The sequence below is a fragment of the Gammaproteobacteria bacterium genome (genome assembly GCA_041395445.1).
Taxonomy (GTDB): domain Bacteria; phylum Pseudomonadota; class Gammaproteobacteria; order Xanthomonadales; family Marinicellaceae; genus NORP309.
Window position 1 is genome coordinate 44,767 of record JAWLAO010000004.1, and the last position, 18,521, is coordinate 63,287.

The 18,521-nt window shown below is 38.3% G+C and carries 14 protein-coding genes; 6 read left to right on the forward strand and 8 right to left on the reverse strand.

Going from position 1 to position 18,521, the window contains the following annotated elements; translation table 11 throughout:
- Window positions 1-81 precede the first annotated feature (81 nt).
- A complete protein-coding gene (locus R3F25_08220; GenBank protein MEZ5496801.1) occupies window positions 82-2,274 on the forward strand; it encodes a primosomal protein N' in 2,193 nt (730 codons plus the stop codon).
- Window positions 2,275-2,429: 155 nt separating this feature from the next.
- On the opposite strand, the gene upp is transcribed toward R3F25_08220, so the two are convergent.
- On the reverse strand, window positions 2,430-3,056 hold the full coding sequence (gene upp / locus R3F25_08225; GenBank protein ID MEZ5496802.1) for a uracil phosphoribosyltransferase: 627 nt from the start codon (window positions 3,054-3,056) through the stop codon (window positions 2,430-2,432).
- Window positions 3,057-3,413: 357 nt separating this feature from the next.
- Between upp and R3F25_08230 the strand changes: the two genes are divergently transcribed.
- On the forward strand, window positions 3,414-3,995 hold the full coding sequence (locus R3F25_08230; GenBank protein ID MEZ5496803.1) for a hypothetical protein: 582 nt from the start codon (window positions 3,414-3,416) through the stop codon (window positions 3,993-3,995).
- An 18-nt stretch (window positions 3,996-4,013) separates the two neighbouring features.
- Window positions 4,014-4,610 (forward strand): hypothetical protein, encoded by a 597-nt coding sequence (locus R3F25_08235; protein MEZ5496804.1) that lies wholly within the window; start codon window positions 4,014-4,016, stop codon window positions 4,608-4,610.
- Window positions 4,611-4,694: 84 nt separating this feature from the next.
- Here the strand turns inward: R3F25_08235 and R3F25_08240 are convergent, their stop codons facing one another.
- The 7 genes from R3F25_08240 to R3F25_08270 form a co-directional block, all read right to left on the reverse strand.
- The gene (locus R3F25_08240) at window positions 4,695-6,203 is read right to left on the reverse strand and encodes a DUF5666 domain-containing protein (protein ID MEZ5496805.1); all 1,509 of its coding nucleotides are present in this window, start codon (window positions 6,201-6,203) and stop codon (window positions 4,695-4,697) included.
- Between the two features lies 1 nt (window position 6,204).
- Entirely contained in the window at window positions 6,205-7,014 is an 810-nt protein-coding gene (locus R3F25_08245) for a DUF6502 family protein (protein MEZ5496806.1), read from the reverse strand.
- A gap of 77 nt (window positions 7,015-7,091) precedes the next feature.
- Entirely contained in the window at window positions 7,092-9,314 is a 2,223-nt protein-coding gene (locus tag R3F25_08250; protein MEZ5496807.1) for a hypothetical protein, read from the reverse strand.
- Window positions 9,315-9,323: 9 nt separating this feature from the next.
- A complete protein-coding gene (locus R3F25_08255) occupies window positions 9,324-10,424 on the reverse strand; it encodes a porin (GenBank protein ID MEZ5496808.1) in 1,101 nt (366 codons plus the stop codon).
- A 1-nt stretch (window position 10,425) separates the two neighbouring features.
- Window positions 10,426-11,223 carry an alpha/beta hydrolase gene (locus R3F25_08260; protein ID MEZ5496809.1) on the reverse strand — a complete coding sequence of 266 codons (798 nt, stop codon included), beginning with the start codon at window positions 11,221-11,223 and terminating at the stop codon, window positions 10,426-10,428.
- Complete coding sequence (locus tag R3F25_08265; GenBank protein MEZ5496810.1) at window positions 11,220-12,869, reverse strand: ABC transporter ATP-binding protein; 1,650 nt, start codon at window positions 12,867-12,869, stop codon at window positions 11,220-11,222. Before R3F25_08265 ends, R3F25_08260 begins: the two co-directional genes overlap by 4 nt.
- A 7-nt stretch (window positions 12,870-12,876) precedes the next feature.
- Window positions 12,877-14,007: a DUF1611 domain-containing protein gene (locus tag R3F25_08270; GenBank protein ID MEZ5496811.1), complete on the reverse strand. Its 1,131-nt coding sequence runs from the start codon at window positions 14,005-14,007 to the stop codon at window positions 12,877-12,879.
- 211 nt (window positions 14,008-14,218) lie between these two features.
- Between R3F25_08270 and R3F25_08275 the strand changes: the two genes are divergently transcribed.
- From R3F25_08275 to R3F25_08285, 3 genes are read left to right on the forward strand one after another with little or no spacing between them, the layout of a single operon-like run.
- The gene (locus tag R3F25_08275) at window positions 14,219-14,935 is read left to right on the forward strand and encodes an ABC transporter ATP-binding protein (GenBank protein ID MEZ5496812.1); all 717 of its coding nucleotides are present in this window, start codon (window positions 14,219-14,221) and stop codon (window positions 14,933-14,935) included.
- Window positions 14,936-17,293 (forward strand): FtsX-like permease family protein, encoded by a 2,358-nt coding sequence (locus tag R3F25_08280; GenBank protein MEZ5496813.1) that lies wholly within the window; start codon window positions 14,936-14,938, stop codon window positions 17,291-17,293.
- Window positions 17,293-18,498 carry an HlyD family efflux transporter periplasmic adaptor subunit gene (locus R3F25_08285; protein ID MEZ5496814.1) on the forward strand — a complete coding sequence of 402 codons (1,206 nt, stop codon included), beginning with the start codon at window positions 17,293-17,295 and terminating at the stop codon, window positions 18,496-18,498. Before R3F25_08280 ends, R3F25_08285 begins: the two co-directional genes overlap by 1 nt.
- Window positions 18,499-18,521 lie beyond the last annotated feature (23 nt).

Consider the following 18,521-nt stretch of genomic DNA (forward strand, 5'->3'; position numbering starts at 1 on the left):
TAAGGAATTTGACATAAATTACAAAATTGTAATTTTTAAAAAAAACCTTGTTTTCCTTTCGCAAAAAACTAACATATATCCATGCCTGTTTCTGATCAAAAAATCATCCGTGTTGCTTTACCGATTCCTTTTGCTGACACTCTGAGTTATTTAGTTCCTGACCATCTTTGTGGCAAACCAATTGAGGTTGGAATGCGGGTGGTCGTGCCGTTCAGAAACAAACAATTGGTTGCAGTTATTGTCAGTCTTTCACCCGGAGATTATACAAAAAATTTAAAACACATTATTGAAATACTGGATAAAGATATTTTTCTTCCCCAGAAAAATATTGAGTACATGAAGAAAGTTCATCAGTATTATCTGCAACCTTTTGGAGAAGTGATTTTCAGCGGCATTCCCAAGTGGTTTAAGAATAAAAACAACCCTAAACTTCCCAAAGAAATCTGGTGGCAAGTGAAAGAAAATATTTCTGATAAGGAAATCGAAACATTACTGAAGTCCGAAAAGCAAAAAAATATCTTCTATTACTTGCGTGATAATGGTCCGTTACAAAGTCGTTCCATGACCCATGTTGATTCCAGCCCGTCTTCTCAATGCCAATCGCTACTCAAAAAAGGCTTATTAGTGCAATCGGAACTGTGCTTTGTCGATGCCCATCCGCCTGCTGACCCGGATTTCATATTAACATCAGACCAGCAAAAAGCATTTGATTCAATAAACAAGAGTTCAGGATTTCAAACTTTCTTGCTGGATGGAATCACCGGTTCCGGTAAAACCGAAGTTTATATTCGATTGGTTAAACAGTTCGTCAATAACAAGCAACAAGCCTTGGTTTTAGTCCCTGAAATCGGACTGACACCTCAGCTTTTTCATGAGTTTGCCAAACGTATTCATGGCTGTGTGGCTGTTTTGCACTCCGGTTTAACCGATGCCGCTCGTGCCAGAGCGTGGCAAAAAGCCAAATCCGGTGAAATTGATGTGATTGTTGCCACCCGTTCGGGAATCTTTACACCGTTTGCAAATCTTGCCATTATCATCGTCGATGAAGAGCACGATTTGAGTTTTAAACAGCAAGACGGTTTTCGTTATTCTGCTCGTGACTTAGCGGTGATGCGAGCACAATTTGAAAACTTACCGGTTATTTTAGGCTCTGCTACTCCATCGTTGGAAACCTTTAACAATGCACAAAATGGCAAATATCACTGGTTGAAATTGCGTGAGCGAACCAACAAACAAAACCTGCCGGCTATAAAAATTCTTGATGTCAGAAAACATAAGATGCTCAAGGGTCTTTCGAAAGCCGTTTTAGGTCAAATTGACCAAGAATTGCAACAAGGCAATCAGGCATTGGTTTTTCTCAATCGCCGTGGCTGGTCACCCAAAATCACCTGTCAGGACTGTGGTTGGGTGGCAGAATGTGATCATTGCGACACATATCTGACTTATCACAAATACATGGATCGACTGCGTTGTCATCATTGTGAAAGAATTTACGGTATTCCTGAGTTTTGTCCACAATGTGGTTCACAAAAAATCGAAACCATGGGAGTCGGAACTGAAAAACTACACAAAGGATTAGCTGAAAACTTACCAAATGCCGAAATCATCCGTGTTGACCGAGATACTGTTAAAACATCCAATCAATGGCAAAAAACTGTTGATGAAATCAAAACCGGCAAACCTTGTGTTTTGGTAGGCACGCAGATGCTCTCCAAGGGTCATGATTTTCCGAATCTGACCTTGGTTGTCATTGTTAATGTTGACAATAGCTTTTATTCGCTGGATTTTCGCGCTACCGAACATCTTTCTCAACTGATGATTCAGGTCTCCGGACGTGCCGGAAGAAAACACAAGAAAGGTCAAGTGATTATTCAGACTCAATGTCCGCAAAATGAATTTTTTGAGTTGCTTCTTGGCAAAAATTATCAAGAATACGCCACTCATGAACTCAAACTTCGTCAACAAGTCGGTTTTCCACCGGCGAGTTTTATGTCCATCATTAGAGCCCGTTGTAAAGATGAAAAAAAGCTAGAGTTTTTTTTGGAAACGGTAAACAACAACACCCCTCAAGACCCCAATGTCAGCGTGTTAGGACCAATTCCCGCGCCAATTTACAAAAAAATGGGGCAATATCAAATGCAACTGATATTTAACGCCAATAACCGCAAATCGCTGCATCAATCATTAAAAAATGCATTGATAATGATTCGCAAAGATAAAATTGACAATGGAATTATCTGGAATCTGGATATTGACCCGGTGAATTTGAGCTAATTTTGCATTCAAAAACACAAATAACAGGTTTACCATGAAGGAATTTAAGAGCATGAAGTGGGTTGAAATTAATCAAAGGATAAAGCAGTTATATTTTAACCCTTACGTTCTCTGCGTTCCTTAAAAAAACCTTCATAAATCTATTTGTCCGAAAATTATCTCGTTCCAAATATCTTATCACCGGCATCTCCTAATCCCGGGATGATGTATCCTTGCTCATTGAGATGACTGTCAATAGCTGCGACATAGATTTCGACATCGGGGTGTTTTTCCTGCACTTTTTTAATTCCTTCGGGTGCAGCTACCAGAAATATACCAACAACATCTTTACAGCCGGCTTGTTTTAATGCGTCCAGTGTGGCAATGAGTGTACCGCCGGTAGCCAGCATGGGATCAATAACAATCACTTTGCGGTTTTCGATGTCTTTGACCAGTTTTTTGTAATAGCAACTGGCTTCCAGAGTTTGTTCATCACGTTCAAAACCGACAACTGAAACCCTGGCATTGGGTACAATTTGCAGAACTCCGTCCAGCATTCCCATTCCGGCTCTGAGTATCGGAACAACGGTCATTTTCTTGCCGGCAATTTCTTCAATTTCAGTGGTGCCATTCCATGTTTCAACGGTTTTGGAAACCATTTCAAGGTTACGACAGGCCTCATAGGTCAACATCGCTCCGATTTCTGAAATAATTTCTCGAAAACTTTTAATGCTGATGTCTTTTTTTCTCAGCAAACCGAGTTTGTGTTGAATGAGCGGATGTTTAATTTCATGAACAGCCATAAATGTTTCCCTTGATTGAAAGCCCATATTCTAGCAGATATTCTTATATTGAACATCTGCTGGCATTTTATCATACAGGTTTTTTATTCAATGTCAGAAATTTACTGAAATAGCTTGTTTTAAAGATTTAAGTTGGTAATTTATATGCTAGTATCATGAGGATAATTCAAATAAATCAAGGGGGAATAATGAAGAATAATAAACCTTTTCAAGTCTCAATTTTTATTTTTGCATGTTTGTTGAGTAATTTCAGCATAGCTTCTTCCATTGACATCGGTCAGGGCAGTACTGTTAACTTTGGGAATTCCATTGTAAATAACCCAAGTCATAGTTTAACCAATTCGGGCACGGCTATTTTTGCAGACCAGTCTGCTTAGTTTTTCAAATAGCAATAATGCTCAGTCATCAGCTAATGGAGCGACCATAAGCATAGTTGAAGATTGGGATAATAACGGCACATTTAATGCAGGAAACTCGACTGTCAATTTTATTGATGGAGGTTCTAACACAAGCAAAATTTCGGGAGAAACTCGTTTTAACATTCTGACTGTAGCATCTACAGTTGACAAATTATTAGAGTTCCAAGCGTCCAGCCAGCAAATTGTTATGCAACACTTGCAATTGACTGGAGTTGATGGAAATTTACTAACAATAATTAGTGATTCTCCAGGAGATGAAGCAATGCTTGCGCTTGCACTAAGTGCTTCTCAATTAATCGACTATGTTGATGTTACCGATAATTATGGTACGGCACAAGTCATTGCTCCGGGTTCTCCTGAATCTTTCAATTCAATTCAGGGAAGTAACGTCAGAGGTTGGTTCGGTACTCCTTTGGCATTTCCTATTCCATCTTTAAGTCTAATTGGCTTACTAATATTGTCCACTGTACTCATTCTTCTGGCTTCAAAAAATAAAATAAAGGGGTTCAATCATGAATAAAAATAAAAAATATTAGTTATGGCACTATTGAGTGCTTATGCTCAAATCCAGGCGGATGATGTCACCATTACTCCCGATTCCGGAGATGGTATGGTCATTACCAATCAAGCTGGTACACAAGAAGATATGCGTGTCAATGAAGATGGAAGTGTATATTTCAGATCGGTTCCAACAGCTCCTTTACAAACAGATCCAATTTGTACTGATGGCGCAACCGGTGTTCTTGGCGTTTGTGATGCAAATACTTTTATTGGTCCGCAAGGACCCCAAGGCGATCCGGGGCCGCAGGGACCGCAAGGCATTCAAGGTCCTGTTGGACCACAAGGGCCTGCCGGAGAGGGATTATCAGCAACCTTTATCGGAGCTACAACAACTTTAAGTACAGATAATCAATTTATTATAGTTACTGCAGATGTCACTATTACTCTTCCTGCAACTCCGGCTGATGGCCAATTGTTAGAAATCATTTTACTGGAAGATGGTCCTGCCCAGTACACCATTGATGGCAATGGTCATCCATTCAGAGCTGGAGGGATTGACTACAACTCATTCGTTGTACCCAATAATTTGAAACTTGTTTATTCATCAAGCCTTGGTAAGTGGTATTTTCGTTAATTAATAAATATATTAGTTTTTTAAAAACGATAACGTCTCAGATAATACCATCATTATCTGAGACGTCATTTGTGGTATCAGAATTTATTCAAATCCGTTGTTGAAAATTATTTCTGTTCCAAAAATCGTGCCAATACCAACTCCACCTGTACCAATAATCTCTTTTAAATGAGGTTGACCTGACTTCTCGAGGATACCGGCAGCATCTGGGTCGTCCTCTATTTCTGCCTCAATTAATTCTATAATTCCTACAGATAATTCATTGGACATATCGTCATAGGTAGCCTCAGAAATTTCAACTTGCATTCCAACTTCAAGTTGAGCAAAGAATGTAGCCATATCGACCGGATTTTCATCAATAATAAATTGTGAACTCGTTGAATCAATATTCACATTATTAATTGCCAATTGTGGCATACTTACAGCTGTCAGTTCACCTCTTAATGACACATCATTGTAATCGGCACTTCCTCTTTCTCTGACACGTTGTAAAAATATCTGTCCTTGCGAATCAATGAAACCTCTAACCTCCACTTGTATAGGAGATATGATACCCGACGAAAGAATATCATCTTCATCTCTAGTCTGAGGTGTAATCAAAAATTCTTGGTCAAATAAAGATAAACTTTGATTTATTGTTACGTCAACAGGATTGAGTGGTAGTTCTGCTCTCACTCTGATATGTAAAAAGCGAATGGTTGTTGCAGTGATCAACTGAGTGTCCGTATTAATCAACCCTTGAATTTCAACCTTTGTACCTACATCCAGATGTTCAAACTCACCGTTATCAAATTCTGTATTGCTATCAAATGAAACGATAAAATCATTAATTCGAATCGTCGATAAATCAATAATTTCAGAAACGAACCCTTCAACAACAATCGGAATCGAATCATTCCCGGGAATGATTTCTATATCCGGCGGTTCACACTCTATTCCTGTCAGAGTAGAAAGCAAACCATTATTATTGCTGATATATGCCGCATCCGGATCGGCATCAATTGATACAAAAGTGTTTTCCACGAAACCATCTGTACAATTCAAAGGCACAACCGCATTAATATTCAGAGCGAGTCCCCCGATAGTGAAGTCAGTTGCTGTAATGTTTCTTGCAAACCCTCGTAATGACCATTCATCCAAGGTTGGCATCAGTTCTAATCGACTCAATTGCATGGAATTATCGGCTTCGTTAATCGAACCGGCAACCGTCACTAAGTCACCCAGATTTAAATCATCCATTGATGCTATACCAGCTAGAACAGTATCACCGGTTACATAAACACTCTGGTCCATAATTTTTAAAGGTGATAATGAAGTCACAGGACCGCTAATGTCGCTAAGGATGATAATTTCAGTGATTGTTCCTTGCGAAATTGTTGCATTAACATCACTATCAACAATAAATCGCGCCTTAAAACCACCGGTGCCAATAATTTCAAATGGAAACTGAACCCCTGAGTTGCCATTGACAGTCACCACAGTACTTTCTGTAATGGTAAAGTCTCGGATTCCATTGACATTAATTGTTTGAGCAACAAGAATGCTGCTAAATAAAAATAATACCAATATAAAAAGGATGTTTATTTTTTTCATTTTACTTCTCTTCAAAATAGTAAGCCCCCAAGCCTAGCGTTTGTGTTTCCTGCTTTTCATCAATATTTTCGGTTAAAGCAGACAATTTATTGTCAATAGCAACCAATAACTTATCAGTCTCAGAATAAATAAACCGGATTGCTTCTTCTTTTTTGTCAAGTGGGATTTTTCTATTCAATACAATTTTTTGATATCTTTTCCTTGTCATTTCTTCTTCTGATTCATTGAAAACCAAAGTGTTTAATAGTGCTCCGGTCGATAAACCTGAAACTTCCAGATTGATGAGTTTTTGTTTATCCGGTGTTTGTGCATAATCTTGCCTGACCAGTGTGACCTCATCATCTTTTAGCATAACCGATCCGACATTAATTAGCTCATCAAGAATCGACCGCATTGTTGCACCACCGCTGTATTTTTCCGTCAAGCTACTAAAAGACTTTTCTCCATAAACAGGTAATTTTTTGGGATTTCCGCCATTTAAATAATCTTTATCACTACACCATCCGGATAATACTTTTGTTGCACGATTCCATTTTTGTTCGGTCACTTCCAGTGGCTTTTCAATTTTTAAAATTCTGTCAATTTCCATTCTCGACAATCCTGTTAATACTGCAACACGGGTTTTAGTTTGCTTTTTATCAGGGTTGATTCTGAATTCTTTTTTATCAAAAGCAGTATCCACATAAATCCGCTTTAACCAATCCGAAGCAGTCTGATAGGGGATTGAATTTCTTAAAAATAGTACGACAAGAGGTTTAAAAACCCTAAATGCCATATAACTCAACAACCTGTTTAACTCTCCCATACTCATTAAATTCTATCCTCACTCTCTCTAGCAAATATGATTATACACAAATTATTATATTTGTAAATATATTTACATTTAAATCACAAGTTACATTGTTGTCCGTCAATTACAGACAATTTCTTTGCTAAAAGCTCGCCCTGACCAAAGATTGATATCCCTGAACTGTAGGCAACAGAAATTGAGTTACAATGATTAATCTGCATTTGGACAGACCCCCAAGGTAAAACGTTTACAGACTCAGAACTAAACTCATCTCCGAAATAGGTTCCATCTGTGATTGACACCTCATTGAATTGAATAAGTCCGAACTCATCAATATTTCCAACTGATAAAAACCATTTCTGATTACCCACATCATCATAGGAAAACCAATACATTAAAACGCGGTTATTTCCAAGATATTCCATCATCCAGCCTTCGCCACTGTGACTCGGATCATACCATGAACCCGTCAACCAATTGTAAGTGTCATCAGACTGCTGAGTCACCCCACACTCAAAACCATTAACTGAGGTTAATCGATTGAAACTATGATGACCATAACCATAATCAAACATTTCCGACTCATAATTAATTATTCCGTTATTACACCCATCAAATTCAACCGAAATATCACCCCAAGTGATAACTTCAACATCATCCGGGTTAAATGCTTCACCAAAAATCCCTCCATGTGTGATGTTCAGATTATCAAAGACAACTCTATTTTGATATTTTTTTCCAACTCCTAGAATCCAGGCTTGATCGGCAATATCAGGAAGATAAGTAAACCAAACGATGAGAACATTATCATTTGGCAGCATTTGTAGAATGTAACCTTCACCACTTCTACCGGAGTCATACCAAGAACCCGTCATTGTGCTATTCAATACAAATTCAGAATCTGACCATTGCGAACTAAATATCTCAAACTCTCCTTCGAGTTGGTTTTCTGTGCTATCCTCTTGCTCCCAAACAGCTATGAATTGACCACTTTCAGTATTAAAAGCAATATCAGCTCTGCGTGCATCATATAATAAACTTCCTTCGACACCGGCAAATGAGAGCCTCTCACTGGTTTTCCCTAATCTGACATATGACTCTGCATCTAGTCTCTGTGTAAATATTTCGAACTCGCCATCAACCGCATCATCTCCCCTCCAAACAACAACATATTGATTTGAAAGAGGTGAATACTCAACTTTAGGACGAAATGCATCAAAAGAGTTCGAGCCAATCGGACCCATTTCTGAGATTAAAAAATCATTCTTTCCTTTCTCTATGGCATTTGAATCCAATACTTGGCCATAAATTTCAAATTCATTTCCAACATGACCATTTTTTGAGTCATCTGCTGACCAAACAACCAAGTACTCATTCAGTAAGCTGTTGTATGTCACATCCGGATATTTTGCCGCTCGCGCGATATCTCCATTCAGCCCGACATACGAAACAGAAGTTGAATCACTCCCCAAGAGTTGACCGGTTTGAGCATTGATGCGTCTGGCATAGATTTCATACTCATCAGGAACCCTTCCGTCTCTGTCATCTTCTCCATACCAAACAACCAGGAACTCATTATCCCTCGAGTTATAGGATGCAACCGGGGAAAAGGCATTATATTCAGCACTATTAGCAGGTCCCATGTTTGAAATAACAAAGTCTTTATTGCCTTTTTCATTCAAGTTGGTATCCAAAAGCTGACCGTAAATTTCAAAACTTCCCAACGGACTTGCTGCACTGCCTTCCTCCCCATGCCAAACCACCAGATATAAATTGTCTTGCGAATTATATGAAACATGAGGATTTAAAGCGTCATAAGAGCGATTGGCTGTTGGCCCCATGTCGCTCACTCTCTTGGCGCTACCAATCAAAGATCCATCGACCGCATTGATTCTTTGTGCAAAAATCTCAAACTCACCTTCAACCATGCCATTTTTGTTATCATCACCGAACCAAACTACAACAAATTCATTGGCATCCGCGTTATAAACAACTTCCGGTTGTCTGGCATGATATTTATTTGATAAAGTTGCACCATTAAAACTGACTCTAAATGTATCGGTGACAACTTCATCATTTTCTGCATTCAATAGCTTACCAAATATTTCGACTTCGTCGGGAGCAAGGTTTGCTGCCTGATCATTTCCTTCCCAGACAATTAAATATTTATTTTGATTAGTATTAAAGGCAACAGCCGGCTCGGTAGCATCATAATTTCGATTCTTTTCAAGTCCAACGTAAGTCAAACGATTGGGTTGCGCCCACTCACCTGATTGCCCCAAACTAGTTACAAATACTAAACCTAATATTATTTTTTTCATAATTTTCTCCTATAACTCAAATTGAAATCTGAGTTGATAAATGTCTAAGTCTTCATAAACTCCGGAACTGTTTGGTGTGGCTTTAGCTCGGATTGCATTAAACATCACTCTGCTTTTATTATTGATGTAATAATTCAGTCCCAGTGAGTAATTCTTTTCCTTACCGGCACTCAAATCAGCTGAGTTTAAATCCAGAAAGCTGTACCGAGCACTCACTTCCCAAGTTTTGTATTTCTCTGTTCTTGTCGAGCGCCATTCTCCTTTTCTATAGTTGAATCGGCGCTTTCCATTAAAAATTTTACTGACAATAAAATACCCTCCCTGATAACTTAAATTGCCACCAAACTCACGTTGAACCTGGTTTCCTATGTATTCCGTTTGCAGTGTCCAATTGTTTTTTTGCCATAACCCCTCTATTCCGAAAGTTTGCATTTTTGAAACAAAATAGAGCTCGTCGGTATCCAATAGCCGAGTCCCATAAGTTTGTGATTCCGGTTTGGTTCTGACTCTGATAAAGTCTTCAGGTTTGCGATACTGATAAGAAGCTCCCAAATAAAGTTTTGATCCTTCAAAATTAAGCTCTTTACCTATTTTTGTCGTTAATGACTGGCCATAATTTTTTGAACTTCCTAGATGATAATGGTCATTACCAAACACACCAAAACGTAAATTCCAGGTTTCACCATAGTGAATATAGTTAATTCCAATACCAAACCTGTCTGTTAATGCACTTGCCAACGAGCGTTCCATAAAAAAGTGATATTTAGAGTTACTGACACTTTCGAGACTGAAAGGCATTTCCATTTTTCCAAGATAAATTTCATTTTGTCTATTGACTCTGTAACGTAACCAAGCTGCCTGTGTAGCAGCAATCGGGCGAGATTCATAATCGGAGATATCTGTTTGATAATACAGTGAAAACTTGTCATTAAACTTTGCAAAAACATCTCCACGAAATCGTCTCAAATTAATACCATCTTCTTTATAATAGGTGAAATCATCATGATAATGACTATAGTCCACCTCCATACGAAAGCTAAAATCGAACTCAGTTTTTGCACTAACTACAAAACCAATTTGAAGTAAAAAGACTAATAAAAAGAGCTTCATCCTACTTCTCTAAAATCCAATCAAAAACCTTTGTATGGAGCTCAGAATTTTCGACTCCATCAATAAATTGATGCTTTATTCCTTCCAGCTTCTCAATTTCTACCGTATTTTCAATACCATGTTTTTTCATCTTATTATTCATGGCTTGTCTCCATTTTTGAGCTCTTTCAACTCTTGTTTTACCCTGTTTTTTATCGAGGATTTCATCAGTGTTTAATGATGAGTCTCGCTGTAAATCTTTGTCACCGACAAAAACTTTAAATTGAAGCCTTAAAATTCTTTGAAGTGAAAATGAAATATCTGTAAATTCATCGTTCAGTTTTAATCCGTATGGATAGTCGTCTTTAACACGTGGAAACGTGTACCAACCTGCTGCGACCAACACAGACTTCTTAACCAAATTCGGATGTGCAAACGCAAATCGATGAACAAACTGAGCTCCGGCAGAAAACCCAAACATGTGAAATTTATCAAATTGCAGCGAGAAGTGTTTCTTAGCATCTTTTAACATAGCCAGTAATTGATAGTCCGATCGAGGTCCTTTGTCTTTTCTTCCCAATCGTTGATAGTCTTTGGCAAAGTCTTTTCTAAACACAGGTGCAATAACCAATACGTTATGTTGTTCTGCTAAATCCTTAAATGATCGAATAATCTCTTCCGCATTCCGTGATATGCCATGAACAGCAACTAAAACATGCTCTACTTTCTTTGGTTGATAACAGTAATAACCAACTTTGCTATTTTCAGGAATCAATCTGAAATTCAATTGTTTCATCGTTTTTGTTTCTGTATTTCTCATAATCTTTTCATCACTTTTATATTGGACTGTCTTTCTCTGTCCAATTGCCATTTCTTGTTGCAAAGGGAAATAAGTTCTTTATTATGGGTCGCAATGAGAACAGTGCCTTGATAGTCTCTTAGTATTTTCTTAACAATTTCAAAACCTCTGTTATCCAAGTAATTTTCAGGCTCATCCAATATCAGTATTTCCGGTCTTCCGAGCAAGGCTCGGAACAGGGAAATTTTGCACTTTTCTCCCGATGAAAAATTTCTTCCGCCTTCCCTGACAACAGTGTTTAAACCTTTTGGTAATTGAGAGGAAATTTCATCAATTTGACAAAATGTCAGCAACTCATTGAACTCATTCTTTGAATAATTCACTCCTCTATATGTCAAATTTCTAAATAATGTTGATTTGATGAGGTTTGTATCAGCTCCACAAAAACCTATATGAGCTGACTTTGCACTTGTGTTAGTTAATCTCGGATTAACTCCGTTCACTTTGATAGTACCGCTTTCTTGTTTAACTAATCCTGTAATCAAATGAAGAAGCGTGCTTTTACCTGAACCATTCTTCCCGGTTATTGCAACATGTTCCCCTGCCTTCGCTCGAAGAGACAATCCTTTGAAAACTTTTGAAAATTTGACGTTTCTCAATGTCACTTCACCGAAGTTTTCTTTAACTTCACGAGTTTTACTGCTTCCCCGAACAATTCTTGGAATTGAAAATATTTCTTTTAGTTTTTTCAAAGAAACCTCTGCACCTTGATAGTATTCATGGACTCTTGCAAGCTCGCGAATCGGAGAGTTGATAAAAAGAATAATACTGATCAATGCCATCATCTCATCCACATTCAGAGGATGACCTCCTGTGGCTTGAAAAGCAAAAACCATACAAATCAGAATGAGTGAAGATGCATCTCCCAAACCTCTAAGCAGTCCAAGCCAAAAACCGTTCTCTGATACACTTTGTTTTAATTTGTCAGCGTTTCTGTTTATTTTTTTTATTTCTGAGAGTTCTTGTCCCATTGCCCGGATTGTTATTATGGAGGATAGCCGCTCGACCAACATACTATGTATTTTGATGCGATTTTTCCGAACACTTTTTATTGAAGTTTTTAACTGCTTGCCAATAATCATTGATACTGCAACCAGTAAAGCCATGGAGAACAGCATGACTAAACCCAAATACAAGTTAATATTGATTATCAATAGCGAAATAATACTTAAAAGCAACCCATGAGAAATCAATCTTGCAATTCCAAGTGACAACCATTTTTTCACCGCCGATAAATCACCACCAAGTCGAGATGACATCGCTCCAACCGACATTGTCTGAACCGATCTGACTGAAGCTCTCATTAATCTTTTTAGTAAAACTGAGCGAACACGATTGATATACTTTTGTGACATTTTTTCAGAAGTATATCTCTCATGAACACGAAGAATAATGAAGGAGAATGCAACTAAAGACAATATCCATACTGACTCAGAATAAACCAAACTATCACTTCTGATTCCGGCTGAAGCCGACCTAATCAGAAAGTAGCTTGCTATCACTAAAGCCGATTTAATCAGACCATTCATCACTAGTTGGAACAATGACCAGCCGGATTGCTTCCAAAAATGAGCCGGTGGTGAAAATGGGGTGTATGGAGTATTCATGTTAGTATCACTCAGCAGTTAGTTGTTTCAATTCTCTATTTAAAATAGATTCATAAATCTTGTGTCCGAATCCGGCTGAAATCATTTCTTTCTTTGTGATAACAGGAACATCGGTTAATTTTGAAACTTCTTGTGAACCTAGTGGATTCCCAGATACCACACCTGAAATTCCGATGACGTTATATTCAAGTTCTTCCAACCATTTCAAACCATAAATAGCTGAGCAGCTGTCACCGGCTGTGAACACCATTGCTGTTGTCATGGATTTTGCAGTTTCAGATTTCAAAAAATCGGCAGTTTCTTCTTGTAAAATTCCATCAGCAACTTCAATCACAATCATGTCCGGATTGTTGGTTTGAAGATGATGCAATGTTTGTTCAAATATTTTGCAAATTTCATCTGACTGAACTTTATAGGTAGTCGCATAACCGGCATCAGTAAAATCAATGGCAACATTCGCACCGGCGTCAAGAAAATGCCATAAATCACAACCGGAACCTGTTCCTGTAATTTTTGCAGCTGCGACTTTATAACCATCTGAACTCAAACCCTTGACAAGACTGGCTACTGTGGTTGTTTTTCCGGCGTTCATTGATGAACCCGCAACAACGATTACAGGAATTCCTACATCGCTATGTTGAGATTTCTTAAGTTGATTGTATCTGGAAAGATTGATCACTTTTCCATCTTTATCACCGACTAGTCCTAAAGGTTTAATTTCTGTAGCCGGCCTCACACTTGGGCTTTTGTACCGCATTTTGGCAGCAATTCCACCTCCTGCAACTAAATGACAAGGAGACAAATCATCAGGTACTATTGCCTCAAACTGATCAGGAGCATATCGGTTACCATAACTCACTAAAATTTTATCTTTAACAAACATTCTGCTTCTGCGACCATTCGGAAACTCAATCCGACAATGTTGCCTGAGCCTTGTCACTTCAGCAATCACTAAGTCACCAGCTTGAGGTTTAATATTTTCAGTCAGCAGAGTTTTAATGTCGTCCAGATTCACATTTCGAGTTACAAATGATTTTTTACATTCTTGAATATCAAATGGAAAAGGCAACGGTTCAGAGCTCTTATTCACATCATTTTTCAGAAGTTTGATATTGTTTGGTTTCATTATTTCTTTCATGATTTTTCTCCTGTGATGGTGAAAATATATTGTTTATAGTTGGAAAAATCAATTTTTTTGTAAATATTTTTACAAATTTTTTAACGAATTCGCATATGTTTTACACTTTTTCAGCAAAAACCACTCAAAACTGTCTTTAATAAAAACTCAATAATTGATATTGGAAGTGTTGAAGGAATTAGAGTATAGTTAGATTTTTACTGGTTGATTTATGAACAACAAAGGTCATTTCTGTTTCAAAACTGAAAAGCTGAGAAAAACTTATCTCACCGGCGAGACGACGGTTGAGGCTTTGCGAGGAGTTGATATTGAGATTCCATTTGGTGAAATCGTAGTGCTGTTAGGGCCTTCGGGTAGTGGAAAATCGACTTTCTTAAATATTATCGGTGGTCTGGATCATCCCAGTTCAGGGCAAGTTTTCTTTAAAACCCGAGATTTGTCCAGTTATTCCGATTCGGAACTCACTTTATTTAGACGTGAAAATGTCGGTTTTATTTTTCAGGCTTATAATCTGGTTCCCAGCTTAACCTGCTTGGAAAATGTTTCACTAGCAACAGAGATATCATCAAATCCATTATCACCATCGGACGCACTTGAAGCTGTAAGCATGGGTCATCGTGCCAATCATTTTCCTTCACAAATATCAGGAGGAGAACAACAAAGAGTGGCTATTGCCAGAGCATTGGCAAAAAATCCCGAAGTCCTGCTCTGCGATGAGCCAACTGGCGCTTTGGATAGTAAAACAGGAATTTTAGTCCTTGATGCAATCATCAATGTGAATAAAAAATACCAAACCACTTGCGTCATAATCACACACAATGCTTCGATTGCAGATTTGGCAGACCGTGTGATTCATTTTGCTGACGGGAGTGTTGTTGATGTCATTATTAACAAAAACAAAAAAACAACAGCGGATATCAATTGGTAAATGAGTCCACTTAATAAAAAACTCCTGCGAAACATTCATGAACTGAAAGTTCAGCTCCTTGCGATTGTTTTGGTCATGGCAGCGGGGATTTCTTTTTTTATTATTCTTTTTGGTGTCATTGACAGCTTGCACCTGACGAAAAGCACCTATTATGAACGTTACCAATTTGCCAATGTATTTGCTTCATTGAAACGAGCTCCGAACTCTGTTCGTAACAGAATCGAAACGATTGAAGGAGTTTCGGCAGTTGAAACTCGTGTGGTCTTTGGAGTGACATTACAAATGCCGAACATGAATGAACCCGCCAGCGGCAAAGTCATTTCCTATGATGAAAACCAACTTCTAAATAATCTTTATCTTCATGCCGGACGATGGCTGTTTCCCGATGAAGAAGATGCTGTTTTGGTTGATAAGAAGTTTTTTGAATCACACAACCTCAATTTGGGAGATTCGGTCTTGGTCATAATGAATGCTCATCAACGGCAATTGAAAATTGTCGGAGTGGTTTTATCTCCTGAGTATGTTTATGCTATCGCACCGGGTTCGCTGATGCCCGATTCCAAACGGTTTGGAATATTCTGGATGAACAGCCGTCCTTTGGAAGCAGCAATAAACATGCGAGGTGCTTTTAATGACCTATCCGTCAAAGTTGATAAAAGTGCCAACATTGATAGTATTAAAAGCGAGATTGATTTAGTTTTGAAACCTTATGGCGGATTAATTTCTTATGGCAGAGACCAGCAGTTGTCTAACTTTTTTATTGAGAATGAAATTACCCAATTGCGTTCAATGGCGTTTACTGCTCCGTTTGTTTTTCTGACTGTTGCTGCTTTTCTGATTAATATCGTTCTATCGCGGCTCATTTCTACACAACGAACACAAATTGGTATGCTCAAAGCTCTCGGATATAACAATTTTGAAATCACCGGTCATTTTCTCAAATTGGTTCTGGTGATTGCATCAGCCGGCACATTGATTGGATTATTGCTCGGATTCTGGATGGGACGAGGTGCCATAAAGATGTATGCAGAGTTTTTTCAGTTTCCTATTCTAAAGTACTCTTTTTCTCCAACAATTATTTCCTCAGCTATTCTCATCTGCACTTTGGCAGCAGTTTCCGGAGCTGTTTTTGCAATTCGCAAATCTGTCAAACTTCCTCCGGCAGAAGCCATGCGTCCCGAAAGTCCTGCGGTTTATAAACAAGGTTGGTTGGAAAAACTGGGCATTTATCGTTTTCTGAGTTTACCCGAAAAAATAATCCTGCGACAAATTGAAAGACGACCAATTCGGGCATTTTTATCTTCATTCGGGTTGTCATTAGCAACAGCCTTGCTAATTTTCGGGTTCTTTATGTATGACACCATGCAATATATGCTGGATGTCCAATACGGTGAATCTCAGAGAGAAGATGTCAATATTGCCTTTGTTGATTCGCGTTCAGAAAATGCACTTGAAGAACTCAAATTATTACCCGGAGTGTTATCGGTTGAACCTCTCAGAAATGTATCGGTTGAATTTAAAAACCAAAATTATAAAAAAACCGGAAGTATTACCGGCTTGGTTCCGAATCCCGAATTGAGACGAATCATCAACGCCGAAATTCAAGCTGTTTCTCCACCGGAAACCGGTCTGGTGATGAATGAAAAACTTGCAAAAATTCTCCATATAAAACCCGGCGATTTGATTACTGTGGATGTCTTACAAGATAAAAGACAGGTGAAAACGATTCCCGTTGTTGCTACCACCAGTGAATTTATAGGACTGAGTGCTTTTATGAATATCGATTCGCTGAATAAGATGTTGGATGACCCACCGTTGATTTCCGGAGCATCTTTGCGCGTGGATGAGAACCATTCAGCAATTTTGTATGAAAAAATTAAAGAGATTCCGGTGATTGCCGGATTGAACATTATTTCGGTTGTGCGCGAAATATTTGAAGAATTAATGGCAGAAAACCTTTTACAAACAGTTACCATTATCATTCTGTTTTCTTGCTTTATTAGCTTTGGAGTTATTTATAATACCGCCAGAATCACTCTTTCGGAACGTGGAAAAGAATTATCAACATTGCGAATTTTGGGATTTACCAAAAAAGAAACTGCTTATGTTTTATTTGGTGAGCTCGGCCTGATTGCGTTGATATCTTTTCCTTTGGGGATTGTGTTGGGTGATTTTCTATCCCGCTCTATGGTAGAATCTCTGGAAACAGAGCTATTTCGAATTCCATATTACGTTAACAGTAGCACTTTTGCTTTTTCGGTGCTGATTGTAATGCTGAGTACAGTTTTTTCACTGTATCTGGTATGGAAAAAATTAAAAACCATCGATTTGGCAAAAGCTCAAAAAGCAATTGATTGATGAATATAAAAAACCTCGTAAAACTGATAATTGTTCTGGGATTGATAGCATTTTTTGTCTATTCAATGCTTCCTCAACCGCTTGCCATTGACAGTTACTCTGTCAAAAAAAGTGATATTATTGTTACCGTTGAAGGAGAAGGACAAACCCGAATTCATGATATTTATACTGTTTCAACACCAATTGATGGGCGAGTGACCCGAGTTGAAATCGAAGCCGGTGATTACGTCTTTGCAGCTGAATCGGTCATCGCAAATATGTATCCGAGCAATCCTGCTTTTTTGGATCGAAGAACCGAAATTCAGGCACAAGCTGATGTCGAAGGAGCAAAAGCCGCTTTAGCCTTGGCAACGGCAAGAGTCAAACAAGCGAATACTGAACTGGAATACAATTTAGCTGATAACAAACGCATCAAGCAATTGTTTGCAAAGAAACTCATTTCAGAAACTGACATGGAAAAGTCGGATTTACATATCAAAACATTACAAGCTGAACTGGAGACGGTGGTTTCCAACGAAAAGTTGATGCAATCGCGTTTAGAAGCAGCCAAAACCAATTTATTGCAACCCGATAATGCTGATTTAGCCATTGATTCTGAAAACTCTGATTGCCAGATATGCATCAAATCTCCGGTCGATGGAATGGTTCTGCGTATTTTGCATAAAAGCGAAAGCATTGTTCCTGTTGGCACTCCATTGGTTGAAATTGGCGACCCAGAGGACTTGGAAGCCAAAATTGAAATGCTTTCCACCAATGCGGTCAAAGTAAAAGTTGGCGATAAAGCTTTGCTGAAAAACTGGGGCGGAGACCATGACATCAATGCCGTTGTCCGTACCATTGAGCCATCCGGTTTTACCAAAATATCGGCATTAGGAATTGAGCAACAAAGAGTCAACATCATTCTAAACCTAACCGATCCGATTGAAAAGTGGAAACAATTGGGTGATGCTTTCCGGATCGAAGCAGAAATCATTATTGATAGTGCTGAAAATGTTTTAGTGGTTCCGCTTTCGGCATTATTCCGCCAAAACCAGCAATGGTCGGTTTATAAAATTGTGGATGATGTCACACAACTTCAAAAAGTTGAAATCGGAAAAAGAAATGATCGTTATGCTGAAATCAAAAATGGTTTGCAGGAAAATGATGAAATCGTACTTTATCCCGGAAATAAAATTTCCGATAATATCAAAATCAGCCGAAAATAAACCTTATCAAGACTTTATTAGAA